This window comes from Paracoccus jiaweipingae (assembly GCF_044335505.1).
GTDB lineage: Bacteria > Pseudomonadota > Alphaproteobacteria > Rhodobacterales > Rhodobacteraceae > Paracoccus.
This window is the reverse complement of the sequence record NZ_JBISBS010000005.1, coordinates 111,139-133,882: the sequence shown is the minus strand read 5'-3', so window position 1 is coordinate 133,882 and position 22,744 is coordinate 111,139. Positions and strand designations below refer to the sequence as shown.

The following is a 22,744-nucleotide window of genomic DNA, read 5'->3' as shown; positions in this document are numbered from 1 at the left end:
GGTTGCGCGGTGGTTTTTCGGGGTATTTGGGCAACGAAGAAGCGGGCTCAGGTCAGCCGGAACGCGGCGGGGATGCGGTCATGGTCCGACAGCATCAGGTCCGCGATCATCGCGGCGATGGCGGGGGCCATGCCAAAGCCGATCTTGAAGCCGCCATTGGCGACGACATGGCCGGGGCGGCCGGGCCACGGCCCCAGCAGCGGCGCGCGGCTGGCGGCGCGGGGGCGGATGCCGGCCCAACGGTCGGTCAGTTCGGCTGTTTCCAGCAGCGGGCACAGGGCGCGGGCGCGGGTCAGGATGTCGTCCAGCAGGTGGTCGGTGGCGCGGCCATCGTCGAAATCGCGTTCCGAGGTCGAGCCGATGCCAATGCCGCCATCGGCGTGTGGCACGATATGCAGCCCGTCCGCGTAAAGCTGGGGCGCGTTGCGCAGGTCGGGACCGCCGGGCAGATGCAGCAGCGCCGACTGGCCTTTGACGCCGTTGCCGATGGGGCGGTTCAGGTCGGCTGACAGGTCGTGCAGGCCCGCCGCCCCGGTTGCCCACAGCGCCGGTCCGTCGATATCGTCAGGGGTGGCGTGCTGACCGGTGATGATCGTGGCGCCCGCCGCCCGCAACGCCGCCGCCAGCGCCGCCCCCGCCGCCCGTGGCGACAGCCGCGCGGTCAGGGTGTCGTGCAGCCAGACCCCGGTCGGGCTGTCACAGATCAGCGGGGTCCTGGGGCTGTCGGTCAGGGTCATTTCCGCCCATTCCGGCCAGTGCTGGCGGGCGGCCCTGACCCGGTCGGCACAGCGGTCCAGCGTGCGCTGGTCGGGGACGGGCTGGATGCGGCCCGCGCGCAGATAGCCGGGGTCGGTGCCGCCGATGCGGGTGATATCCGCCCACCAGTCCTGTGCCGCGATCAGGGCGTCCAGCTGGACCTGCTTTTTGTCGTTCCAGTTTTCGGGGGCGTGGGGGGCCAGCGCCCCGACCGTGCCGCCGCTGGACCCGGCACCGATGCCGCGGGCTTCGATCAGCGTCACGGCGGCGCCCCGGCGGGTCATCTCCCATGCGCAGGACAGGCCGAAAATGCCGCCGCCGATCACCGTGATGCTTGCCATGATGCCCGTTCCCTTGCCATATCGCGCCAGTTCGAAACCGAATGCCACGGGGAATAGCCGCGATGCCACAGGACAACCAGCCGCAGCTTGAATGGCGCGATGGCGGGGTGCCTGTCTCGCGCCGGTTTGACGACCCGTATTTCAGCCTGAATGGCGGGCTGGCGGAAACCCGGTATGTGTTTCTGGCGGGAAATGACCTGCCCGCGCGGCTGAGGCCGGGGTTTCACGTCGCGGAACTGGGGTTTGGCACCGGGCTGAACCTGCTGGCGCTGGCGGCTGTGGCGGCGGTGCCGGTGCGCTTTACCAGCTTCGAGGGCTTTCCGATGTCGGTGGACGAGATGGCGCGCGCCCATCAGGCCTTCCCGGAGCTGGCCCCGCTGGCGCAGCAATTGCGCGATGGCTGGCCCCGGCGGCGGATGCAGGTCGGGCTGGTCGAGGCCGAGGTGATCATCGGGGATGTCGCCGCGCAACTGCCGGTCTGGGACGGTTTGGCGGATGCGTGGTTTCTGGACGGGTTTTCGCCGGCCAAGAACCCCGAAATGTGGGCTGGCCCGATCATGGCCGCGGTGGGGGCGCATACCGCGTCGGGGGGCAGTTTCGCGACCTATACCGCCGCAGGCCATGTGCGCCGCGCGCTGACGGATGCCGGGTTCGACGTGTCCCGCCAGCCCGGCTTTGCCGGCAAACGGCATATGAGCGTGGGCCGCCGCGCCCCCTGACCGGACAGGGGGCCGGGGCATCGCCCGGTGGGCGCCAGCGGCGGCGCAACCGGGGGCGGCGTCAGCGATGGCGCCTGGTTCCCGCGGGGTGGGGTGGCCCCGGCTTTGGGTCAGGTATCGCCATTTGGGGCTGCCGCAGCGCGGGTTGTGTCGGGGGCCGGGCGCTGGCGGCTGGCGACCAGCCGGTCACCGAAGCGCAGACGAAGATCAGCCTCGATCTCGCGCGCGAGGCGGTCTTTGCAGCCGGTGCCGGAATGGGGCGTGTCAGGCAGACTGCCGGGATGAGTCCCCCGTCCTTCGCGCAGGGAAAACCCCGAGATGAACAGGCCGCGATCAAACAATGCCGCGACAGGGCGACCGTCGATGCAATACAGCGTGTGCATCGACCGCGATATGGGTGGGGTGCTGGGGGCAGGGTTCGGCATGGTCAGGCCTTTTTCCGGTGGCACATGCCATTCGGTTTACAACCCAAAGATTAATAAATTGCTAATCAGCGGCGGATTTGCGGAAAGCGTGTCGGATATTGCCGTGGGGTATGGGGCGGGTGGCCGCCGGTGCGGTTCCAGAACCGCGCCCCGCCGCGCCGCAGGAACAGCGGCACCGTCAGCACCAGCCCGGCCACGAAGCCCCCGGAATGCGCCCAATAGGCCACGCCGCCCTCGGCCGCAGGGGCCGCCCAGACCGACCCGACCTGTAAGGCAAACCACGCCCCCAGCGTCACCCAGGCCGGGATGGTGAACCGGCGCACAAGGATCAGCAGGATAACAATGACATCGACACGCGCGCGCGGAAACATCAGCAAATAGCCCCCCATCACCCCGGCAATCGCCCCCGAGGCCCCGACCATCGGCACGACACTGTCGGGGTCTGACAGGATCTGCGCCCCCGCCGCCGCAAGGCCGCAGGTCAGGTAAAAGGCCAGATAGGGCAGATGGCCCATCTGATCCTCGAGGTTGTCACCGAATATCCACAGAAACAGCATGTTCCCGGCCAGATGCAACAGCCCGGCATGAAGGAACATATGCGACAGCAGCCCCGGAAGCGGGTGGCCGTCACTGACCAGCGCCGGATACAGCGCCAGCTGTTCCCAACGCGCCGCCGAATCAGGTCCGGCATAGGGCAGGGTCAGCAGGAACATCACGATATTGGCCGCGATCAGCGCATAGGTCACCAGTGGCGCGCGGTCAGAGGGGTTGTGGTCGCGGATCGGGAACATGGGCTGCCTTGTGGTTGCCCCCTTTGATGACCGCGCGGATGCGGCTGTGCAAGGGCCGGGGGTTTCACACCCCCGGACCCCCGTGGGATATTTGTGCCAGGGCGATGACCTGCGGTGGACAAGCGGGGATTGGGTGACTAGGTCTCGCGGGGGCTGCGCGAGGGGTCGGATATGTTCGCGATTATCGAGATAGAGCATTTATCGAAACGCTATGACGGCGGCACACATGCGCTGAAGGATGTGTCGCTGTCCATTCAGGAAGGCGAAATCATTGCCCTTCTGGGGCCGAACGGGGCCGGCAAGACGACGCTGATTTCCATTATTTGCGGGTTGGTCGTGCCATCTGGCGGCAGTGTCCGGGTCGGCGGTAACGACATTCGCCGCGACTGGCGGGCGGCGCGCAGGATGATCGGTCTGGTGCCGCAGGAAATCGCGCTGGAGCCGTTCGAAACCGTCTGGAACACCGTCAACCTGACCCGTGGCCTGTATGGCTGCGGCCCGGATGATGCGTGGATCGAACAGGTTTTGCGGGCATTGGCGCTGTGGGACAAGAAAGACGCCCCCACGCGGGCACTGTCGGGCGGTATGAAGCGCCGGGTGCTGATCGCCAAGGCGCTGTCGCACCGGCCAAAAGTGCTGTTTCTGGACGAGCCGACGGCGGGCGTCGACATCAACCTGCGGCGCGAGATGTGGCAGGTGGTTGGCGATCTGCGCAAGCAGGGCGTGACCATCATCCTGACCACGCATTATCTGGAAGAAGCCGAGGAAATGGCCGACCGCATCGGCGTGATCCGCAAGGGTCAGCTGCTGCTGGTGCGGCCCACCGCCGATCTGATGGGCGAATTCGGCAAGAAGCATCTGCAAATCCAGCTGGATCAGCCGCTGGCGGCGCTGCCGGATGGGTTTGCCGGGCGCGACCTGACGCTGTCGGGCGACGGGATGCAGATCACCTATGACTATGACACGCGGGCCGAACGCACCGGGATTGCGCGGCTGCTGGGCGATCTGGCGGCGGCCGGGGTCGCGGTGCGCGACGTGTCGACCAAGGAAAGCAGTCTGGAAGAAGTCTTTCTTGATCTGGTGGGGGATGACGCATGAACTGGCCAGCCATCCGTGCGATCTTTCACCATGAAATGTCGCGATTTTTCCGCACCATCTGGCAAAGCATCGCCTCGCCGGTGCTGTCGACGGTGCTGTATTTCGTCGTGTTCGGGGCGGCCATTGGCGGGCGCATCCAGTCGGTCGAGGGTATCCCCTATGGCGCCTTCATCGTGCCGGGGCTGATGATGCTGACGGTGTTGCAGCAATCGGTGTCCAACAGCAGCTTTGGCATCTATTTCCCGCAATTCTCGGGCACGATCTACGAGATGCTGACCGCCCCGATCGGCTGGGTCGAGATGACGCTGGGCTTTGTCGGCGCGGCGGCCACCAAGGCGATCATGATCGCGATGCTGATCCTGCTGACCAGCTTTTTCTTCGTCGGGGTGCATATCGCGCATCCGTTCTGGATGCTGACCTTCCTGTTCCTGACCGCGCTGGCCTTTTCGCTGTTGGGCTTCATCATCGGGCTGTGGGCGCGCAATTTCGAGCAGCTGCAGATCGTGCCGATGATGGTGATCACGCCTTTGGTGTTTCTGGGCGGCGCCTTTTATTCCGCCAGCATGTTGCCGCCGTTCTGGGAAGGCGTGGCCAAGCTGAACCCGGTGCTTTACCTGATTTCCGGTTTCCGCTGGTCGTTTTTCGACATGGCCGATGTGCCGGTGATGACCTCGCTGATCGCGGTTGGGGTGATGATCGCGCTGTGTCTGGCGGCGATCCGCTGGATATTCGCCACCGGCTGGCGCCTGCGCGAGTGACCACATCAGGCGCATTGGGTATTTGGACAACGCAGAAGCCCGTTTCTTCGTTGCTCAAATACCCGATGTGCGTTTTGCGCGGCTAATCGGTCAGGGTGCCGCCGGCGCCGGCGGACATGATGGCATCGGCAAGGTCGGCGGCGGCGCGGGGCAGGGCCTTGGTGTCGCGGATCAGCAGCTTGCGGTCGCGGGTGGCCCAGTCGTCGGTCAGGGCGACCAGCGCGATTTCCATCGTGCGGGCGTGGCGGCGGGCGGCGGATTCGGGGACGATGCCAAGACCCACACCGGCCTCGACCATGCGGCACATGGCCTCGAAGCTGCGGACCTGCACGCGCAGGCGGCGGGCGTAATCCGCCGGTCCCATCAGCCCGCGCAGAAAGGCCAGAAGGGTGGACCCTTCGTGCAGGCCGATATGGTCGTGGTCCAGCGTGGCGGCGAAATCGACCGCGTCACGCCGGGCCAGCGGGTGGCCGATGGGGGTCGCCAGCATCAGCCGGTCGGTTGAAAAGGTCCGCGCCACCATCCCCGCGCGTTCCACCGGGCCAGAGACGATGCCCAGATCGGCGCTGCCATCCTCGACCCCGCGCAGGATGTCATGGGTCAGGCGTTCCTGCAGATCGACGGTGACAAGGGGGCGGGTGGCCAGAAACTGTGACAGGATCTCGGGCATGAATTCGGTCACGGCGGTGGTGTTGGCATAGATGCGGATATGGCCGCTGCCGGACTGGGTGATTTCGTCGCGCAGGGTGTCGATCTGGCGCAGCAGGATATGCGCGTGGCGCAGCAGGGTCTGTCCGGCCTCGGTCAGGGTGACGCCCTTGTTGTCGCGATACAGCAATTGCTGGCCCAAAGCGTCCTCGAGCGCGCGAATCCGGGCGCTGGCCGCCGCGGGCGACCGAAACGCCGCCTGCGCGCCCTGGGTCAGCGACCCGGTGCGGGCGATTTCGGTGAACAGGCGCAATGTGGTCGGGTCAAGGTTCATGGATCTTGCCTTGCATCTTGCGTTCAGGTTATCCGAACGCCACCCCAATGAAAACAAGTTTTACCAAACACAGACTTTGGGTCAGTCTGGCCCGAAAGCAAGGAGAGTCCCCGATGGCAGCGCCCCGGATCGACATGGATCATCTGAACCAGTGGCTTGGCAGGTCCGAAACCCTGCGCGAACAGATCGCGCCGTTCCCGGCCAATGCGCTGGCCGCGACGCTGGACCGTGACGACGCGCCCTATGCCGACGGCACCGCGCTGCCGCCGCTGTGGCACTGGCTGCATTTCCTGCCGGTTCACAAGCTGTCGGAATGCGGGCGCGACGGTCATGCCGCCAAGGGGGGCTTTTTGCCGCCGGTGCCTTTGCCGCGGCGGATGTGGGCGGGGTCGCGGTTCCGCTTTCTGGCCGATATGCCGATTGGCGCGGTGGCGGAAAAGCGGTCCACCATCGGCAAGATCACGCATAAGGCCGGGCGGTCGGGCGATCTGGTCTTTGTCACCGTCAATCACGATTATTTCGTCGGCGGCACCCAGACCATCGCGGAAGAACACGACATCGTCTATCGCGAGGACCCGCATCCCGGTGCCCCCGCGCCGCAGCCGCAGCCCGCGCCCGAGGGCGATGATTTCAGCCGCGCGATCACGCCTGATCCGGTGCTGCTGTTCCGCTATTCCGCGCTGACCTTCAATGGCCACCGCATCCATTACGACACCCCCTATGCCACCGGGGTCGAGGGCTATGCCGGGCTGGTGGTGCATGGGCCGCTGATTGCCACGCTGCTGATGGACACGCTGCGCCGCCATACCGATGCGCGGGTGACCGGGTTTGCCTTCCGGGCGCTGGCGACGATCACCGACAACATGACATTTTCGACGCATCTGGCGCGGCAGCCCGATGGCCGCGTCCGGCTGTGGGCGCGGCGTCAGGATGGCGCGCTGGCCATGGATGCAACCGCCGAGCTGGAGGGGTAAGGAATGGATCACGATTATCAGGATATCCGCGATGCCGTGCGGGCGCTGTGCGCGCAGTTTCCGGCGGAATACCACCGCAAGATCGACGAAGAGCGCGGCTATCCCGAGGCTTTCGTCGATGCGCTGACCAGGGCGGGCTGGATGGCCGCGCTGATCCCCGAGGAATATGGCGGCTCTGGTCTTGGCCTAACCGAGGCCAGCGTCATCATGGAAGAAATCAACCGGTCGGGCGGCAACAGCGGTGCCTGCCACGGTCAGATGTATAATATGGGCACGCTGCTGCGGCACGGGTCCGAGGCGCAGAAACAGGCCTATCTGCCGCGCATTGCCAGCGGCGAATTGCGCCTGCAATCCATGGGCGTGACCGAACCGACCACCGGCACCGACACCACCAGGATCAAGACCACGGCGGTGCGCAAGGGCGACCGTTATGTCATCAACGGCCAGAAGGTCTGGATCAGCCGGATTCAGCATTCCGACCTGATGATCCTGCTGGCCCGCACCACGCCGCTGGATCAGGTGTCGCGCAAATCCGAAGGCATGTCGATTTTCCTTGTCGACCTGCGCGAGGCCATCGGCAACGGGATGGAGGTCCGCCCCATTCCCAACATGGTCAATCACGAAACGAACGAGCTGTTCTTTGACAATCTGGAGATCCCCGCCGACAGCCTGATCGGAGAGGAAGGCAAAGGCTTCCGCTATATCCTTGACGGGCTGAATGCGGAACGCACGCTGATTGCGGCGGAATGCATCGGGGACGGGTATTGGTTCCTTGACAAGGTGGTCGATTACACCAAGGAACGGGTGGTCTTTGGCCGGCCCATTGCCCAGAACCAGGGCGTCCAGTTCCCCATCGCCGAAGCCAAGATCGAGATCGAGGCCGCCAACCTGATGCGTTATCAGGCGGCGCGGCTGTTCGATACCGGTCAGCCCTGCGGTCCGCAGGCGAATATGGCGAAATATCTGGCCGCCAAGGCCAGCTGGGAGGCCGCGAATGCCTGTATCCAGTTCCATGGCGGCTTTGGCTTTGCCACCGAATATGACGTTGAACGCAAGTTCCGCGAAACCCGGCTGTATCAGGTGGCGCCGATTTCGACCAACCTGATCCTGTCCTATGTGGCCGAGCATATGCTGGGCCTGCCGAGGTCGTTTTGATGCGCCCGCTGGACGGCATTACGGTTCTGTCGCTGGAACATGCCATTGCCGCGCCCTTTGCGACGCGGCAACTGGCCGATCTGGGCGCGCGGGTGATCAAGATCGAACGCCCCGGCAGCGGCGACTTCGCGCGCGGCTATGACCAGCGGGTGCATGGGCTGGCCAGCCATTTCGTCTGGACCAATCGCGGCAAGGAAAGCCTGACGCTGGACGTCAAATCGCCGCAGGGCCGCCAGATCCTGCATCAGCTGGCCGGTCAGGCCGATGTGCTGGTCCAGAATCTGGCCCCCGGTGCGGCGGCGCGGCTGGGGCTGTCATGGGATGATCTGAAGGCTGATCATCCGGGGCTGATCGTCTGTAACATCTCGGGCTATGGCGATGATGGGCCGGACCGCGACCGCAAGGCGTATGATTTGCTGATTCAGGCGGAATCGGGGTTTCTGTCGGTGACCGGCACGCCCGATCAGCCCTGCAAGGCGGGGATTTCCATCGCGGATATCTGCGCGGGGATGTATGCCTATACCAACATCCTTGCGGCGCTGATCCAGCGGGGGCGCACCGGGCAGGGGACGCAGATTGACGTTTCCATGCTTGAGGCGATGGCCGAATGGATGGGCTATCCGCTGTATTACGCGTTCGAGGGCGCCGCGCCGCCGCCGCGCGCCGGGGCCGCCCATGCCACCATCTATCCCTATGGGCCGTTTCCGACCGGCGATGGCGGCACGGTGATGATGGGGCTGCAAAACGAACGCGAATGGCGTGCCTTTGCCGAAAAGGTGCTGGACCGCCCCGACCTGCTGGACGATCCGCGCTTTGACGGCAATGCCGCGCGGGCGGCGCATAAGGACGCGCTGCGCCAGATCATCGTCGATGTCTTTGCCGGTCTGGACGCGGCACAGGTGCTGGCGCGGCTGGACGGCGCGGGCATTGCGAATGCGCGCATGAACGACATGGCCGCGCTGTGGGACCACCCGCAGCTGCGGGCGCGTGACCGCTGGCGTCAGGTCGATACGCCCGCGGGTCCGGTGCCTGCCCTGCTGCCGCCCGGACGGGCGGATGGCTGGCAGGCCGCCATGGGCGCGGTGCCGGGTCTTGGCCAGCACAGCGACACCATTCTGACCGCGCTGGGGCTGGATGCCGGCGCGATCGGGGATCTTCGGGCAAGCGGGGTCGTCTGACCCCCGCAGCGCGCCGGGAAAAGGAGGTCCCGGCGCGCTGTGTCTGCGCGCACAGGCAAGTGGACGCAGGCCCGCAAAGGCAATAGAACGGGGCGTAACCCGTCAAGAACGGAAACAACCGATCAAGGGAGGATCGCATGAAAACATATCTGATGACCGCCGCCGCCATTCTGGCACTGGCCCCCGCAGCGAATGCCGCCGGTGCCTGTGACGCCGGTGAAATGGTGATCAAGTTCAGCCATGTCACCAATGCCGACAAGCACCCCAAGGGGATTGCCGCGCAACTGTTCGCTGACCGCGTGAACGAACAGATGAACGGCAAGGTCTGTGTCGAGGTCTATCCGAACTCGACCCTTTACGATGACGACAAGCTGCTCGAGGCGATGTTGCAGGGCGATGTCCAGATGGGCGCGCCCTCGCTGTCGAAATTCGAGACCTTCACCAAGCAGTTCCGCATTTTCGACCTGCCCTTCATGTTTAAGGATGTGGCTGCGGTGGACAAGTTCCAGTCCTCGGAAGCGGGGCAGGCGATGAAACAATCCATGGCGCGGCGCGGCATTCTGGGGCTGGAATTCTGGCATAACGGGATGAAACAGCTGTCGGCCAACAAGCCGCTGCTGGAACCGGCTGACGCGAAGGGGCTGAAATTCCGCATCCAGCCGTCTGACGTGCTGGTCGCACAGTTCAAGGCGCTGGGTGCCAGCCCGCAGCCGATGGCTTTCTCAGAGGTGTATGGCGCCTTGCAGACCGGCGTTGTCGACGGTCAGGAAAATGCCTGGTCGAATATCTATGGCCAGAAATTCTATGAGGTGCAGGACGGCATCACCGAAACCAACCACGGCGCGCTGGATTACCTGGTGGTGACCGGTGCCGACTGGTGGGACGGTCTGGACCCGGCGATCCGCGACCAATTGGCGCAGATCCTGCATGACGTCACCGTCGAACGCAACGCCGCCGTGGCCGAGGTCGACGCCGCCGCCCGTCAGGGCGTCATCGACGCAGGGGTCGAGGTGCGCGAACTGACCGCCGAACAGCGCCAGCACTGGGTCGACGCGATGAAGCCGGTCTGGGCCGAATTCGCGGATGATGTCGGGCAGGAAAACATTGACGCCGCGCAAAAGATCAACGCCGGCGAATAACGCCGTCACGCGGCCCGCTGTGGCCGCGTGAAACCGATCTGCCGCGCGGGTGACCCATGACCGGTCCCGCGCGGCTTTTCGTCCATCGCCGTGATGCGCTTTTGCGGGGAAGTTCCATGACAACCGACACCGGTCGCAGGGCGCGCAGCCTGACCGACCATATCGAAGAAAACCTGATCGCCCTGTTGCTGGGGGCGATGACGGTGCTGACATTCGTCAATGTCATCATGCGCTATGTCTTCAAGGCCAGCATCATCTGGAGCCTTGAGGTCGTGCTGATCCTGTTCGCGGCACTGGTGCTGCTGGGTGCCAGCTATGCCGTGCGCAAGACGGCCCATCTGGGGGTGGATGCGCTGACCAATATGCTGCCATCCGGCCCGCGCCGGGTGCTGGCCGTGCTGGTCGGGCTGATCTGTATTTTCTATGCGGTCTTGCTGATGAAAGGCGCGTGGGATTACTGGGCGCCCTATGCCGGGCTGTCACAGACCGGCGGGCGCTGGCTGCCCACCGGGCTGATCGAGACCCGCGACCGCGCCTTTTACGAGACCGAACAGGTCCCGATGCTGTGGATCTTTCGCTGGCTTGAAGATGCGATCAACATGGGCGAGGCCTATGACAAGCTGCCCCGCGTCGTGCCCTATCTGACGCTGCCGGTCGGCGCGGGCCTGTTGCTGTTCCGCTTTGTTCAGGCAACGGCGCAGGTCGTGACCGGCCGCCGCAGCGCCCTGATCGTCAGCCACGAGGCCGAGGACGCCATCGACGAGCTGTCGCACGAACTGTCCGCCACCCCGAAACTGGATAAACACTGATGGATGTCGTTCTTCTTTTTGTCCTGATCGTCGGGTTGCTGCTGATCGGGGTGCCGATCGCGGTGTCGCTGGGGCTGTCCTCGATCCTGTTTTTGCTGATGTTTTCCGACACCTCGCTGGCATCGGTCGCGCAGCAGCTTTATAATGCGATGGCCGGGCACTATACGCTGCTGGCGATCCCGTTCTTTATCCTTGCCTCCAGCTTTATGTCGACCGGCGGGGTGGCCAAGCGGATCATCCGCTTTGCCATTGCCTGTGTCGGCCATCTGCGCGGCGGTCTGGCGATTGCGGGCGTGTTTGCCTGTATGCTGTTTGCGGCGCTGTCGGGGTCGTCCCCGGCAACGGTGGTGGCCATCGGGTCCATCGTCATCGCGGCGATGCAGCAGGCGGGCTATACCAAGGATTTCGCGGCGGGCGTCATTTGTAACGCCGGGACGCTGGGAATCCTGATTCCGCCATCCATCGTCATGGTCGTTTATGCCAGCGCGACCGATGTGTCGGTGGGGCGGATGTTCCTTGCCGGGGTCATTCCGGGCATTCTGGCCGGTGTCATGCTGATGGTTGCGATCTGGGCCGTGGCCCGCGCCCGCAACATGCCCAAGGGCGATTTCGCCGGCTGGGCCGAGGTCTGGGACAGCTTCAAAGACGCGTTCTGGGGGCTGATGCTGATCGTGATCATCATGGTCGGGATCTATGGCATCCCCGGCGTGACCAGCGCCATCTTCACCCCGACCGAGGCCGCCGCCGTGGCATCCGTCTATGCCTTTATCGTTGCGACCTTCGTTTACCGCGACATGGGGCCGCTGGCGCATGACGACCGCGCCCCCGATGCGTTGTGGAGGCGCCCGCAGGCCATCGTCACCGCGCTGTGGCACCGCGATACGCGCGACACCCTGCTTGAGGCCGGCAAGCTGACCATCACCCTGATGTTCATCATCGCCAATGCGCTGATCCTGAAACACGTCCTGACAGACGAACAGGTGCCCCAGCACATTGCCAATGCGATGCTGGGGGCGGGGATGGGCAAGATCATGTTCCTGATCGCGGTCAACGTGATCCTGCTGATCGGGGGGCAGTTCATGGAACCCTCGGGGCTGATCATGATCGTGGCGCCGCTGGTGTTTCCGATCGCGATCGAACTGGGTGTCGACCCGATCCATCTGGGCATCATCATGGTGGTGAACATGGAAATCGGGATGATCACGCCGCCGGTGGGGCTGAACCTGTTCGTGACCTCGGGTGTGGCGCGGATGCCGATCATGTCGGTGGTGCGGGCGGCAATGCCGTTCCTGGCGATCCTGTTCATCTTCCTGATCCTGATCACCTATGTGCCGTTCCTGTCGACATGGCTGCCGACCACGATGATGGGGCCGGAAACCATCATCAAGTAAGGCATGACGGGGCGGCCAGCGGTGCCGCCCCGGTCCACATCGCCCTTCCCAGACGGCATTCCCGTCGCTATATGCCGCGATATGAGCCAGAATCCCCCCCAGCTACGCCCCGATCTTGCACCCGCGCCCGTGTTCGACGGCACCCGCCGCGCCGGACAGCCCACCATCGGCATGGTCAGCCTTGGCTGTCCCAAGGCGCTGGTGGACAGTGAACGTATCCTGACGCGGCTGCGTGCCGAAGGTTACGCCATCAGCCCCGACTATGCCGGGGCGGATGCGGTGATCGTGAACACCTGCGGGTTTCTGGACAGCGCCAAGGCCGAAAGCCTGTCCGCCATTGGCGAGGCGCTGACCGAAAATGGCCGCGTTATCGTGACCGGCTGTCTGGGGGCGGAACCCGAATATATCACCGGGGCGCATCCGTCGGTCATGGCAGTGACCGGGCCGCATCAATATGAACAGGTGCTGGACGCGGTTCACGCCGCCGTGCCGCCTGACCCGGACCCGTTCATCGACCTGTTGCCCGCATCCGGCGTCAGGCTGACGCCGCGGCATTACAGCTATCTGAAAATCTCGGAAGGGTGTAACCACCACTGCAAATTCTGCATCATCCCCGATATGCGCGGCCGTCTGGTCAGCCGCCCCGCCCATGCCATCCTGCGCGAGGCGGAAAAGCTGGTCGATCATGGCGTGCGCGAATTGCTGGTGATTTCGCAAGACACCAGCGCCTATGGGGTTGACCTGAAACACGCCGAAACGCGCGGCCACCGCGCCCATATCACCGATCTGGCGCGCGATCTGGGCAGCCTTGGGGCATGGGTGCGGCTGCATTACGTTTACCCTTACCCGCATGTGCGCGACCTGATCCCGCTGATGGCAGATGGGCTGATCCTGCCCTATCTGGATATTCCGTTCCAGCACGCGCATCCCGACACGCTGAAACGCATGGCCCGCCCTGCCGCCGCGGCGAAAACCCTGGACGAGGTCGCGGCATGGCGCGCGGCCTGTCCAGACATCACACTGCGATCAACCTTCATCGTCGGCTATCCCGGAGAGACCGAGTCCGAATTCCAGACCCTGCTGGACTGGCTGGACGAGGCACAGCTGGACCGCGTCGGCTGTTTCCAATACGAAAACGTCGCCGGTGCGCGGGCCAATGACCTGCCCGACCACGTCCCCGCCGAGGTCAAGCAGGACCGCTGGGAACGCTTCATGGAAAAGGCGCAGGCGATCAGCGCCGCGAAACTGGCGCAGAAGGTCGGTCACACGCTGGAGGTGATCGTCGACAGCGTCGATGACGAAGGCGCCACCTGCCGCACCAAGGCCGACGCGCCCGAAATTGATGGCAACCTGTTCATCGACCAGGGTTTTGCGGACCTGTCCCCCGGCGACATCGTCCGCGTCACCGTGGACGAGGCCAGCGAATACGACCTGTGGGGGCGGCTGGCGTGAAGGCATGGAACCCCGATGGCCAGCCGCGCAAGCCCGCGATTTTGGGGATCGGGGCGCAAAAGGCCGGCACATCGTGGCTGTCGCAGGTTCTGGGCGAACATCCGCAGGTATGGATTCCGCCCTATAAAGAGGTTCACTTCTTCAACCACCGCTTCATTCAGGCGCACCGATACTGGATCGCATGGCATTACCGCGTCAAACCCGGAGAGATCCGCGCCGGTTACGCCCGCCGCAAAGAGGTGCTGCCCCCCGCGCTGGATGCCTATCTGGACAAGACCTCGACCGCGAAGAACATCTATTCGAACCACTGGTATAAACGCATCTTCGCGCCCGCGCCGGATTTCGCGCTGCCGATGGATTTCAGCCCCGAATATTCGACCCTGCCCAAGGAAGGCGTCGAATTTGTCGCCCGCTTTCTGCCCGGCGTGAAGGTGATTTACCTGATCCGCGACCCGGTCGACCGGGCGGTGTCGCAACTGCGCATGAACCTGCGCCGCGAAAAGCGCAGCCCGCAAACGCTGGCCGACTGGCTGGCCGAGGTGCAAAACCCCGTGCTGGACGAACGCGGCGATTACGCCAGCTATGTGCCGCGCTGGCAGCGCCATTTCGGGCCGGACCAGCTGCTGATCCTGCCCTATGGCCGCATTGCCGCCGACCCGCAGGGCCTGATGGACACGGTCGAGTCGCATCTGGGGATCGGCCCTTACCCCTATGCCAATCTGCGCCGCCGGGTTTTTGCCACGCCCGACGGGCTGATGCCGCCGCCGCAGGCCATTGACGCGCTGGCCGAACGTCTGGCCCCCCAGCGCGCCTTTCTGCGCGACCATTTCGGCGCCGATTTCGCGGCGCTGACGCGCTGACCTTCCCTCGGGCGCGCAAATCGCCTACATACGCCTGCAAGTTTTCGCCCATTCGCGCAAGGAGGCCCCGCCATGGCCAGCTATCAGTTTGTCTATCACATGGACGGCGTGTCCAAGACCTATCCCGGCGGCAAGAAATGTTTTGAAAACATCCGCCTGAACTTTCTGCCCGGCGTCAAGATCGGCGTGGTCGGGGTCAACGGCGCCGGTAAATCGACGCTGCTGCGCATCATGGCCGGCATCGACAAGGATTTCTCGGGCGAGGCATGGGCCGCCAAGGGCGCGACCGTCGGTTACCTGCCGCAGGAACCGCAACTGGACCCGTCGCTGGATGTGCGCGGCAACGTGATGCTGGGGGTGGCGGCGAAAAAGGCCAAGCTGGACCGCTATAACGAACTGGCGATGAATTACAGCGACGAAACCGCCGAGGAGATGGCAAAGCTTCAGGACGAAATCGACGCCGAAAACCTGTGGGATCTGGACAGCCAGATCGACGTCGCGATGGAGGCCCTGCGCTGCCCCCCCGATGACGCCGATGTCGATACCCTGTCGGGCGGGGAACGCCGCCGCGTGGCGCTGTGCAAGCTGTTGCTGGAACAGCCCGACATGCTGTTGCTGGACGAACCGACCAACCACCTGGACGCGGAAACGATTGCGTGGCTGCAAAAGCACCTGATCGAATACCCCGGCACCATCCTGTGCGTGACCCATGACCGGTATTTCCTGGACGACATTACCGGCTGGATTCTGGAACTGGATCGCGGTCGCGGCATCCCGTATGAGGGGAATTATTCCGCATGGCTGGAACAGAAGGCCAAGCGTCTGGCGCAAGAGGCGCGCGAAGATAAGGCCAAGCAGAAAACGCTGGAACGCGAACTGGAATGGATCCGCGCCGGGGCCAAGGCCCGTCAGGCCAAGCAAAAGGCCCGGATCAATGCCTATAACGAACTGGCCAGCCAGTCCGAGCGTGACAAGCTGACCCGCGCCCAGATCATCATTCCCAATGGCGAACGTCTGGGCAGCAAGGTGATCGAGGTCGAGGGCCTGAAAAAGGCCATGGGCGACAAGCTGTTGATCGAGGATCTGTCCTTCAGCCTGCCCGCCGGTGGCATCGTCGGCGTGATCGGTCCCAATGGCGCGGGGAAATCGACGCTGTTTCGGATGCTGACCGGCAATGAAACGCCGGATGCGGGCGGCATCACCTATGGCGACACGGTGCAGCTGTCTTATGTCGACCAGTCGCGCGATGCGCTGGACCCCGACAAGACGGTGTGGGAAGAAATCAGCGGTGGCGCCGAACAGATCGAGCTTGGCGACGCCACGATGAACAGCCGTGCCTATTGCAGCGCCTTCAACTTCAAGGGCGGCGATCAGCAGAAAAAGGTCGGCCAGCTGTCGGGCGGTGAACGCAACCGCGTCCACATGGCCAAGCTGCTGAAATCGGGCGGCAATGTGTTGCTGCTGGACGAACCGACCAACGACCTTGACGTCGAAACTCTTCAGGCGCTTGAGGCCGCGCTTGAGGATTTCGCCGGTTGCGCGGTGATCATCAGCCACGACCGTTTCTTCCTTGACCGTCTGTGCACGCATATCCTTGCCTTCGAGGGCGATGCCCATGTCGAATGGTTCGAGGGCAATTTCGAGGATTACGAGGCCGACAAGGTGCGCCGCCTTGGCCCGGACAGCATCGAACCCAAGCGGGTCAAATACAAGAAATTCACCCGCTGATCCCTGCAAGGCCCGCCCACCCGGCGGGCCTTTTGCAAATGCGGGCGGGTTTGTCATGGCCTGACATGATCGTGACCCCGCGGCGGTTGCGCGCCGCGCCCGCAACCTGTCAGGGTCGGGGGACCGCTGCGAAAGGATATACCATGATCACCCGCCGCCAGACGCTTGCCCTGACATCCGCCGCGCTGATGGCGGCGCCGCTGCCGCTGATGGCGCGGGCGAAAAGTGACAACCCCATGCCCGACGCCCTGCGCCGGGCGCTGGAACGCGACCCCGCCGCCCCGGTTCTGGGCAACCCCAAGGGTGACATCACCCTGACCGAATTCTTCGATTACAACTGCCATTTCTGCCGCAAGATGGTGCCGGTCATCAAACAGATGATCGGCGCGGACAGTAATCTGCGCGTGGTGTTCCGCGAATGGCCGGTCTTTGGCGAAGGGTCGTATTTCGCGGCGCAGGCGGCACTGGCGGCGCTGGATCAGGGGAAATACTGGCAGATGCACAGCGGCCTGATGGGGCTGAAAAGCCGCGCGACCGAGGCCACGGTGATGCGCGTCGCCCGTCAGGCCGGGCTGGATACCGACCGCCTGCGCGCCGATATGGAAAGGCCGCGCGTGTCCGAACATATCGAAGGCTCGATGGAGCTGGCCGACCATATGGGGCTGGTCGGCACCCCCAGCTTTATTGCCGGGGACGAGGCCCTGTTCGGCCAGCAGTCGCTGAAAGACCTGCAAGGGCTGGTGACGCGGGGGCGGGCGGTTCTGGGCTGACCCGCCCCGCAGCCCCGTTGCCGCCCCGGCACAGCCGCCGCCGTCCCGGTGCAGCCGCCCGGTTGCCGCACCGCCGACGCGCGGGTCCTCAGCCTGCGGCGGGGTCAGCTTGCGGCGGGGTTCGCTTATGGCGGGCCTCAACCGGTGGCGGGCGGGCCGACGACCTCGATGATCTCGTGCGGGCTGACGGCGGCGGGTTTCTGGAACGGGTTGCCCTGCACCAGCACCACCGCCGCTGACGGCGCCGCTGCGGTGGCAAAGATGATCACCCCCACCAGCCCGGCGCGCGGATTGGCGGCATGGACCACCGCAATCGACAGCAGTGTCAGGAACCCCAGCAGCGCCATCCCCAGCCATTTCAGCGGGTTCAGATGCATCCGCGTCAGGCTGGCGCGCAGGTCGCGTTCGGACCGCACCTCGGCCACCTTGGCCAGCAGCGCGCCTTGCAGCGGGTCGCCCGCCACCGCGCCAAAGCCGCGCCCCGCCACCAGCGCCAACAGCGCGTCACCGGTCTGTGCGACGTTGCGGTCCTCTTTGCTGTCGGCCAGTTCGGGCCATTCATCGACCACCGCCTGACCATAGGCCCGCACCGCCCGGTCCAGCGCGGTTGCCTGCGGATCGGGCAGGGCCTGCGCCATGATCAGCAGGGTGTGCATCCCCTCGGCCTCGCGGAAGACCGCCTTGATGGCGCGATCGCGCGAGGCCCATGTGTCGGCGGCGATAAAGGCCAGCGTCAGGCCGAACAGCGTCGCCGGGGCGTTCAGGAATGGCGGGGCCAGCCCGTCCAGCGTCGCCACCCAGACGCGAAAGCCGGGGCGGCGCAGCAACAGCGCGAACAGGACGGTGACCGCCAGCGTCCCCAGAACCGCGCTGCTGGCATAGGCCCAATGCTCGATCGCGATCCAGTTCATCGGCTTACCGCTTTTTGACGAACTCGGTCAGGATAACGATGCGCTGGCCTTCGACCCGGCCTTCGATATGCGCGGCGTTGTCGGCCACCAGCGAGATGCCGCGCACGGCGGTGCCGCGCTTGGCGGTAAAGCCCGCGCCCTTGACCGGCAGATCCTTGATCAGCACCACTGTATCGCCCTGTTCCAGCACCACGCCATTGGAATCGCGATGCACAACGGCGGCGGCATCGGCGGCCAGCCATTCGGCCACCTGCGGGTCGGGCTGCATGTTGTTGCGGGCCTCTTGCGCCCATGCCTCGGGGATGTCGGCAAGGCTGTGGGCGACGGCGAATTGCACCGCCGGTTCGACCGACCATGCCGCGCCCTCGAGGCAACGCCAATGCGCGGCGGGGGCTTCGGGGTCGCGGCAGGTCTGGCACAGCAAAACCTCGCCCGCAGGGGCAAACATCACCGCGGCCAGCCCGTCGGTCGCGCCGCAAAATTCACACACCCCGCCCGAGCGCGCCATCAGATGATCCATGAAACTGACCTTTATTCAGAAACCCGCGCGCGATCCGGCGCGTTCAGGTCCTGAATGCAACGAAAGGACCGGATATGAAAGGTGCATTGGCCTGGCTGATCGGTATTCCGATCCCGATTATCATCCTGCTGTATATCTTTGACGTTTTTTGATGCGTCACACGCGGCCCGCCCCCACCGGCGGGTCGTTTTCTGTCAGCCCGCCGCCAGAAAGCGGATGCGGCGCGGGCGCGGGGGCGTTAGACCAGACATATGACATGGTTGCGCAAGCTGATCCCGGACCGGGTTTTATATGTCCTGAACGACTGGTGGCGCCGGTTATGGGTGCGGGTCGTGCTGTTCAGCGCCATTGCCGTGGTCGCGGCGGTGCTGTCATCGACCATCGGCAAATATATTCCCTATAACCCCGATATTTCGCTGGCCTCGGGGTCGGTGGATGACATTCTGCATATTCTGGCCTCGTCCATGCTGGCGGTGACGACCTTTTCGGTCAGCATCATGGTGACCGCCTATGGCGGGGCGACCTCGAATGCGACGCCCCGGTCGATCCGGCTGCTGGCGCAGGACCCGCTGGCACAGAATGCGCTGGCGACCTTTGTCGGCAGCTTCCTGTTCTCGATCGTGGGAATCATCGGCATTGCGGCGGGGCTGTATAACGATCAGGGGCGGATCTTTCTGTTTCTGGCCACGCTGGGGGTGATCGCGATCATCACCTGGACGCTGCTGCGCTGGATCAACCAGCTTAACAGCTTTGGCCGGGTGTCGGACGTGGTGCAGCGGATCGAATTCGCCGCCAGCGAAGCCGCCGTCGAACAGGGCAGCCGGCCCGGCCTTGGTGCCCGGCGCGGCCCGGCGCCGGGGCGCAATGGCGACTGGGTGCCGGTGCTGTCGCGGGCCAGCGCCTATGTCCGGCATATGGATGTGGATGCGCTGCAAAAGCTGGCGGAAAAGGCCGGGGTGCTGGTCGAATCGGCGCGGCTGCCGGGCGATTACACCCATGCCGGTCAGGTGCTGGCCTGGGTGTCGGGACCGGCAGATGCGGGGGCGATCTGTGACTGTTATTCCATCGGGCGCGAACGCGATTTCCGTCAGGACCTGACCTATGGCCTGATCGTGCTGGCCGAGGTCGCGTCCAAGGCGCTGTCCCCCGGCATCAACGACCCCGGCACCGCGATCGAGGCGATCCGGGCCGGCACCCGCGTTCTGCGCCGTTATCACGATGCCGGCCGCGCGCCGTTGGTGCCGGTGGCCGACCGGGTTTATGTGCCGCCGCTGGATGTCGTGGCGGCCTATCGCCAGTTCTTTGACCCCATTGCCCGCGATGGTGCCGCGCTGGTCGAGGTGCAGACCACGGTCCAGCAATCGCTGACCGGGCTGGCGCTGTTCGGGGATGCCGCAATCGCCGGGGCGGAATCGGCGGCGGTGCTGGGGCATGTCTGGTCGCGGCTGGATGACCGCGACCGGGCATTGGTTCTGGCCGACCTGCCGCCGGGGGTTACGCCACCCATTCCCAGGGACGGGTGAACTGGCCCATGCACTGACGCAGGGCGGTGTCGTCGACATCGCCGGTCTTGCGCAGGTAGATCACAAAGCCGCGCTTGGGGTCATCGACGACCTTGTCGACCTCGACCGCCAGACCGGCCTCTTTCAGGGCGGCGCCATAGACGCGGGCCGTGGCCATGCGCCGCAGCGCGGGCTTGAAGATCTTGCCGACGGCGGTCTTGGGCAGTTCGGGCAGGGTTTCCAGATGCTTGGGCACGGCGGCGCGTTCATGGATATGCGTGCGCGCGTGGTCCATCAGCTCGGCATCGGTGACAGTCGCGCCCTCGACCAGTTCGACATAGACGCAGGGCAATTCCCCGGCAAAGCTGTCGGGCTGGCCGATGGCACCGGCAAAGGCGACCTGCGGATGCATCAGCATCGCGTCCTCGATCTCGGCCGGGTCGATATTATGGCCGCCGCGGATGATCAGGTCCTTGGCCCGCCCGGTGATCCACAAATAGCCATCGGGGTCGATCCGCCCCAGATCGCCGGTGCGCAGGAACCGGTCCTCGGCAAACAGGTCATGGTTCTTGTCCGGCTCGGTATAGGTCGAGCCTTCGAACACGCCGGGATTGGCGACGCAGATCTCGCCCACCTCGTCGATGCCGCATTCGATATGGTTGCCGTCATCGTCATGGCGCAGGATGCGCACATGGGTATAGGGCAGGGCGATCCCGACCGAGCCGACCTTTTTCTTGCCGTCAAACGGGTTGCACGACACCAGACAGGTGGCTTCGGTCAGGCCATAACCCTCGGCAATTTCAACCCCGGTGGCGGCCTTGAAACGGTTATACAGCTCGACCGGCAGCGGGGCAGACCCGGAAATGGCGCTGGTCAGGCTGGACACATCGGCATTGACCGGGCGCTGCATCAGCGCCGCAATCGCGGTCGGCACGGTGATCAGGAAGGTCGCGTGCCAGCGTTCGATCAGCTTCCAGAAATTGTCGAACACCCCGTCGCCCCGGTATCCGGCAGGGGTCGGCATGACGATATGCGCACCCGATTCCAGACAGGACATCAGCACCGGATAGGCGGCAAAGACATGGAACAGCGGCAGCGGACACATCAGCACGTCCTGTTCGGTGAACAACAGCCGCCCGCCAAGCCAGCCGTTATAGATCATGCCCGAATATTTATGCTGCGCGACCTTGGGCATTCCGGTGGTGCCGCCGGTGTGGAAATAGGCGGCGACGCGGTCCTGCTGCGGGTCGTCGAAATCCAGCCGGTCATGATTACAGCCACTGGTGGCGGCGTTGAAATCCAGCACCTTTGCGTGGTGTTTCACGCTGACCTTGGGCCGCATAAAGGGCACCACCAGCCGCTTGATCCCGGTCAGATAGCTGTGCAGGTCGACCTCGATCACGGTTTCCACATTCGGGGCCAGCGCCACGGCCTCGGCGGCCTTTTGGGCCACGTCGGTCTTGGGAAAGGATTTCAGCGTCACCAGCACCTTGGCCTTGGTGCCGCGCAGGATGCCGGCGATATGTTCGGCCTCAAGCAGGGGGTTGATGGGGTTCACGATCCCCGCCGTCGCCCCGGCCAGCAGGGTGATCGGGGTTTCCAGACAGTTGGGCAGCAGATAGGCCACGGTGTCGGTCGGCCCGACCCCCAGACTGCGGAACAGATTGGCCGTTTCGGTCACGCGCTGGTGCAATTCGTTCCAGTTCAGCGTTTTCGACGGTGCACCGGGGTCGGAAAACAGCTGAAAGCTGATCGCCGGACGGTCGCCATGACGGTCGCGCGTCCGGGTCAGGAAACTGTAGATGGTCTTGGCCGTGTCGCGCGCCTCGTAAGGCTTTTCAGCCTCGATCGCGTCACGGTCCTCGATGGTGGTGAAACGGCCCATGACTCCCCTCCCTGTCCGTTTGCGGCCTTACGGCTCTGCCGGTCACAATGGGACAAAAGTCAGAAAAGGGGCAAGGCCCGATGGCCATGCCCCCCTGTTTCCTACGCAGCGTCAGGCGTGATTATTTCGCCGGAATGCGCAGCGTCTGACCGGGATAGATCTTGTCGGGGTCGGACAGCATCGGCTTGTTGGCCTCGAAAATCTCGCGATAGCGACCGGCATCGCCAAGGTAAGCCTTGGCAATGGCCGACAGGGTTTCGCCCTTGGCCACGGTGTGGAACACCGGCTTGGCACCACCCGCCGCAGCGGCCTGACGTTCGTCGATCAGTTCGACCTTGGCGATGCCCTTGATGTTGCCCACGGCAAGGATCAGCTTTTCCAGCTTGTCCTGCGCGATGTCCTTGGCGGTGACCTTGACCAGATCCCCCTTCAGCGTCAGGTGAACGTCACTGCCATCCAGACCCAGCGATTTTAGTTCGGCCTTCAGGGCCTCGACCTTGCGGGTCTCTTCGGCCTTGGGGTCGGGGGCGGTGGCGGCCTGCGCCTCGCTGCCGAAAACCGATTTGCCCGCATCTTTCACGAAATCCCACAGCGCCATGT

General features: G+C 64.6%; 22 protein-coding genes. 14 read left to right on the top strand and 8 right to left on the bottom strand.

Annotated elements, in window-relative coordinates:
* Positions 1-47: 47 nt before the first annotated feature.
* On the bottom strand, positions 48-1,097 hold the full coding sequence (locus ACFXP9_RS10400; RefSeq protein WP_397208375.1) for an NAD(P)/FAD-dependent oxidoreductase: 1,050 nt from the start codon (positions 1,095-1,097) through the stop codon (positions 48-50).
* 62 nt (positions 1,098-1,159) lie between these two features.
* Here ACFXP9_RS10400 and mnmD point away from each other — a divergent pair, with 62 nt between their 5' ends.
* The gene (gene mnmD, locus ACFXP9_RS10395) at positions 1,160-1,816 is read left to right on the top strand and encodes a tRNA (5-methylaminomethyl-2-thiouridine)(34)-methyltransferase MnmD (protein ID WP_397208374.1); all 657 of its coding nucleotides are present in this window, start codon (positions 1,160-1,162) and stop codon (positions 1,814-1,816) included.
* A gap of 110 nt (positions 1,817-1,926) precedes the next feature.
* On the opposite strand, the gene ACFXP9_RS10390 is transcribed toward mnmD, so the two are convergent.
* Positions 1,927-2,241, bottom strand: coding sequence for a hypothetical protein (locus ACFXP9_RS10390; RefSeq protein WP_397208373.1), 315 nt, complete (start codon positions 2,239-2,241; stop codon positions 1,927-1,929).
* 65 nt (positions 2,242-2,306) lie between these two features.
* Positions 2,307-3,032 (bottom strand): rhomboid family intramembrane serine protease, encoded by a 726-nt coding sequence (locus ACFXP9_RS10385; protein WP_397208372.1) that lies wholly within the window; start codon positions 3,030-3,032, stop codon positions 2,307-2,309.
* Positions 3,033-3,203: 171 nt separating this feature from the next.
* Here ACFXP9_RS10385 and ACFXP9_RS10380 point away from each other — a divergent pair, with 171 nt between their 5' ends.
* Both ACFXP9_RS10380 and ACFXP9_RS10375 read left to right on the top strand, forming a co-directional pair.
* The gene (locus ACFXP9_RS10380; protein ID WP_397208371.1) at positions 3,204-4,130 is read left to right on the top strand and encodes an ABC transporter ATP-binding protein; all 927 of its coding nucleotides are present in this window, start codon (positions 3,204-3,206) and stop codon (positions 4,128-4,130) included.
* Positions 4,127-4,888: an ABC transporter permease gene (locus ACFXP9_RS10375; RefSeq protein ID WP_397208370.1), complete on the top strand. Its 762-nt coding sequence runs from the start codon at positions 4,127-4,129 to the stop codon at positions 4,886-4,888. Before ACFXP9_RS10380 ends, ACFXP9_RS10375 begins: the two co-directional genes overlap by 4 nt.
* Before the next feature lie 82 nt (positions 4,889-4,970).
* Here the strand turns inward: ACFXP9_RS10375 and ACFXP9_RS10370 are convergent, their stop codons facing one another.
* Positions 4,971-5,870, bottom strand: coding sequence for a LysR substrate-binding domain-containing protein (locus tag ACFXP9_RS10370; RefSeq protein WP_397208369.1), 900 nt, complete (start codon positions 5,868-5,870; stop codon positions 4,971-4,973).
* A gap of 113 nt (positions 5,871-5,983) precedes the next feature.
* Here ACFXP9_RS10370 and ACFXP9_RS10365 point away from each other — a divergent pair, with 113 nt between their 5' ends.
* The 10 genes from ACFXP9_RS10365 to ACFXP9_RS10320 all read left to right on the top strand — a co-directional run bounded on the left by ACFXP9_RS10365 (position 5,984) and on the right by ACFXP9_RS10320 (position 17,326).
* On the top strand, positions 5,984-6,844 hold the full coding sequence (locus ACFXP9_RS10365; RefSeq protein ID WP_397208368.1) for an HTD2 family dehydratase: 861 nt from the start codon (positions 5,984-5,986) through the stop codon (positions 6,842-6,844).
* Positions 6,845-6,847: 3 nt separating this feature from the next.
* A complete protein-coding gene (locus tag ACFXP9_RS10360) occupies positions 6,848-7,999 on the top strand; it encodes an acyl-CoA dehydrogenase family protein (RefSeq protein WP_397208367.1) in 1,152 nt (383 codons plus the stop codon).
* The gene (locus tag ACFXP9_RS10355; protein ID WP_397208366.1) at positions 7,999-9,177 is read left to right on the top strand and encodes a CaiB/BaiF CoA transferase family protein; all 1,179 of its coding nucleotides are present in this window, start codon (positions 7,999-8,001) and stop codon (positions 9,175-9,177) included. The genes ACFXP9_RS10360 and ACFXP9_RS10355 overlap by 1 nt, the downstream gene beginning before the upstream one ends.
* 137 nt (positions 9,178-9,314) lie before the next feature.
* A complete protein-coding gene (locus ACFXP9_RS10350; RefSeq protein WP_397208365.1) occupies positions 9,315-10,316 on the top strand; it encodes a TRAP transporter substrate-binding protein in 1,002 nt (333 codons plus the stop codon).
* Between the two features lie 116 nt (positions 10,317-10,432).
* Positions 10,433-11,125, top strand: coding sequence for a TRAP transporter small permease (locus ACFXP9_RS10345; RefSeq protein WP_397208364.1), 693 nt, complete (start codon positions 10,433-10,435; stop codon positions 11,123-11,125).
* Complete coding sequence (locus ACFXP9_RS10340) at positions 11,125-12,516, top strand: TRAP transporter large permease (RefSeq protein ID WP_397208363.1); 1,392 nt, start codon at positions 11,125-11,127, stop codon at positions 12,514-12,516. Before ACFXP9_RS10345 ends, ACFXP9_RS10340 begins: the two co-directional genes overlap by 1 nt.
* Before the next feature lie 81 nt (positions 12,517-12,597).
* Positions 12,598-13,968, top strand: coding sequence for a 30S ribosomal protein S12 methylthiotransferase RimO (gene rimO, locus ACFXP9_RS10335; protein WP_397208362.1), 1,371 nt, complete (start codon positions 12,598-12,600; stop codon positions 13,966-13,968).
* Positions 13,965-14,828, top strand: a complete 864-nt coding sequence (locus ACFXP9_RS10330; RefSeq protein ID WP_397208361.1) for a sulfotransferase family protein — start codon at positions 13,965-13,967, stop codon at positions 14,826-14,828. Before rimO ends, ACFXP9_RS10330 begins: the two co-directional genes overlap by 4 nt.
* A 72-nt stretch (positions 14,829-14,900) precedes the next feature.
* Positions 14,901-16,556, top strand: coding sequence for an energy-dependent translational throttle protein EttA (ettA, locus tag ACFXP9_RS10325; RefSeq protein WP_397208360.1), 1,656 nt, complete (start codon positions 14,901-14,903; stop codon positions 16,554-16,556).
* Positions 16,557-16,699: 143 nt separating this feature from the next.
* Entirely contained in the window at positions 16,700-17,326 is a 627-nt protein-coding gene (locus ACFXP9_RS10320; RefSeq protein ID WP_397210192.1) for a DsbA family protein, read from the top strand.
* A gap of 137 nt (positions 17,327-17,463) precedes the next feature.
* Here ACFXP9_RS10320 and ACFXP9_RS10315 read toward each other — a convergent pair whose 3' ends face one another.
* Together ACFXP9_RS10315 and ACFXP9_RS10310 are read right to left on the bottom strand one after the other, a co-directional pair.
* Complete coding sequence (locus ACFXP9_RS10315) at positions 17,464-18,237, bottom strand: bestrophin-like domain (RefSeq protein ID WP_397208358.1); 774 nt, start codon at positions 18,235-18,237, stop codon at positions 17,464-17,466.
* Positions 18,238-18,241: 4 nt separating this feature from the next.
* The gene (locus ACFXP9_RS10310; RefSeq protein WP_397208357.1) at positions 18,242-18,757 is read right to left on the bottom strand and encodes a PhnA domain-containing protein; all 516 of its coding nucleotides are present in this window, start codon (positions 18,755-18,757) and stop codon (positions 18,242-18,244) included.
* Positions 18,758-19,008: 251 nt separating this feature from the next.
* Here ACFXP9_RS10310 and ACFXP9_RS10305 point away from each other — a divergent pair, with 251 nt between their 5' ends.
* Positions 19,009-20,280, top strand: a complete 1,272-nt coding sequence (locus ACFXP9_RS10305; RefSeq protein ID WP_397210190.1) for a DUF2254 domain-containing protein — start codon at positions 19,009-19,011, stop codon at positions 20,278-20,280.
* Here ACFXP9_RS10305 and ACFXP9_RS10300 read toward each other — a convergent pair.
* Together ACFXP9_RS10300 and lysM are read right to left on the bottom strand one after the other, a co-directional pair.
* Positions 20,252-22,144 carry an acyl-CoA synthetase gene (locus ACFXP9_RS10300; RefSeq protein WP_397208355.1) on the bottom strand — a complete coding sequence of 631 codons (1,893 nt, stop codon included), beginning with the start codon at positions 22,142-22,144 and terminating at the stop codon, positions 20,252-20,254. The two genes, ACFXP9_RS10305 and ACFXP9_RS10300, sit on opposite strands and share 29 nt — an antisense overlap.
* A 121-nt stretch (positions 22,145-22,265) precedes the next feature.
* Positions 22,266-22,742 carry a peptidoglycan-binding protein LysM gene (lysM, locus tag ACFXP9_RS10295; protein WP_397208354.1) on the bottom strand — a complete coding sequence of 159 codons (477 nt, stop codon included), beginning with the start codon at positions 22,740-22,742 and terminating at the stop codon, positions 22,266-22,268.
* Positions 22,743-22,744 lie beyond the last annotated feature (2 nt).

Excerpts from the sequence above, each read along its gene's own strand:
- ACFXP9_RS10400 (WP_397208375.1), bottom strand. The coding sequence starts at position 1,097 with ATGGCAAGCATCACGGTGATCGGCGGCGGCATTTTCGGCCTGTCCTGC.
- mnmD (WP_397208374.1), top strand. The coding sequence starts at position 1,160 with ATGCCACAGGACAACCAGCCGCAGCTTGAATGGCGCGATGGCGGGGTG.
- ACFXP9_RS10390 (WP_397208373.1), bottom strand. The coding sequence starts at position 2,241 with ATGCCGAACCCTGCCCCCAGCACCCCACCCATATCGCGGTCGATGCAC.
- ACFXP9_RS10385 (WP_397208372.1), bottom strand. The coding sequence starts at position 3,032 with ATGTTCCCGATCCGCGACCACAACCCCTCTGACCGCGCGCCACTGGTG.
- ACFXP9_RS10380 (WP_397208371.1), top strand. The coding sequence starts at position 3,204 with ATGTTCGCGATTATCGAGATAGAGCATTTATCGAAACGCTATGACGGC.
- ACFXP9_RS10375 (WP_397208370.1), top strand. The coding sequence starts at position 4,127 with ATGAACTGGCCAGCCATCCGTGCGATCTTTCACCATGAAATGTCGCGA.
- ACFXP9_RS10370 (WP_397208369.1), bottom strand. The coding sequence starts at position 5,870 with ATGAACCTTGACCCGACCACATTGCGCCTGTTCACCGAAATCGCCCGC.
- ACFXP9_RS10365 (WP_397208368.1), top strand. The coding sequence starts at position 5,984 with ATGGCAGCGCCCCGGATCGACATGGATCATCTGAACCAGTGGCTTGGC.
- ACFXP9_RS10360 (WP_397208367.1), top strand. The coding sequence starts at position 6,848 with ATGGATCACGATTATCAGGATATCCGCGATGCCGTGCGGGCGCTGTGC.
- ACFXP9_RS10355 (WP_397208366.1), top strand. The coding sequence starts at position 7,999 with ATGCGCCCGCTGGACGGCATTACGGTTCTGTCGCTGGAACATGCCATT.
- ACFXP9_RS10350 (WP_397208365.1), top strand. The coding sequence starts at position 9,315 with ATGAAAACATATCTGATGACCGCCGCCGCCATTCTGGCACTGGCCCCC.
- ACFXP9_RS10345 (WP_397208364.1), top strand. The coding sequence starts at position 10,433 with ATGACAACCGACACCGGTCGCAGGGCGCGCAGCCTGACCGACCATATC.
- ACFXP9_RS10340 (WP_397208363.1), top strand. The coding sequence starts at position 11,125 with ATGGATGTCGTTCTTCTTTTTGTCCTGATCGTCGGGTTGCTGCTGATC.
- rimO (WP_397208362.1), top strand. The coding sequence starts at position 12,598 with ATGAGCCAGAATCCCCCCCAGCTACGCCCCGATCTTGCACCCGCGCCC.
- ettA (WP_397208360.1), top strand. The coding sequence starts at position 14,901 with ATGGCCAGCTATCAGTTTGTCTATCACATGGACGGCGTGTCCAAGACC.
- ACFXP9_RS10320 (WP_397210192.1), top strand. The coding sequence starts at position 16,700 with ATGATCACCCGCCGCCAGACGCTTGCCCTGACATCCGCCGCGCTGATG.
- ACFXP9_RS10315 (WP_397208358.1), bottom strand. The coding sequence starts at position 18,237 with ATGAACTGGATCGCGATCGAGCATTGGGCCTATGCCAGCAGCGCGGTT.
- ACFXP9_RS10310 (WP_397208357.1), bottom strand. The coding sequence starts at position 18,757 with ATGGATCATCTGATGGCGCGCTCGGGCGGGGTGTGTGAATTTTGCGGC.
- ACFXP9_RS10305 (WP_397210190.1), top strand. The coding sequence starts at position 19,009 with ATGACATGGTTGCGCAAGCTGATCCCGGACCGGGTTTTATATGTCCTG.
- ACFXP9_RS10300 (WP_397208355.1), bottom strand. The coding sequence starts at position 22,144 with ATGGGCCGTTTCACCACCATCGAGGACCGTGACGCGATCGAGGCTGAA.
- lysM (WP_397208354.1), bottom strand. The coding sequence starts at position 22,742 with ATGGCGCTGTGGGATTTCGTGAAAGATGCGGGCAAATCGGTTTTCGGC.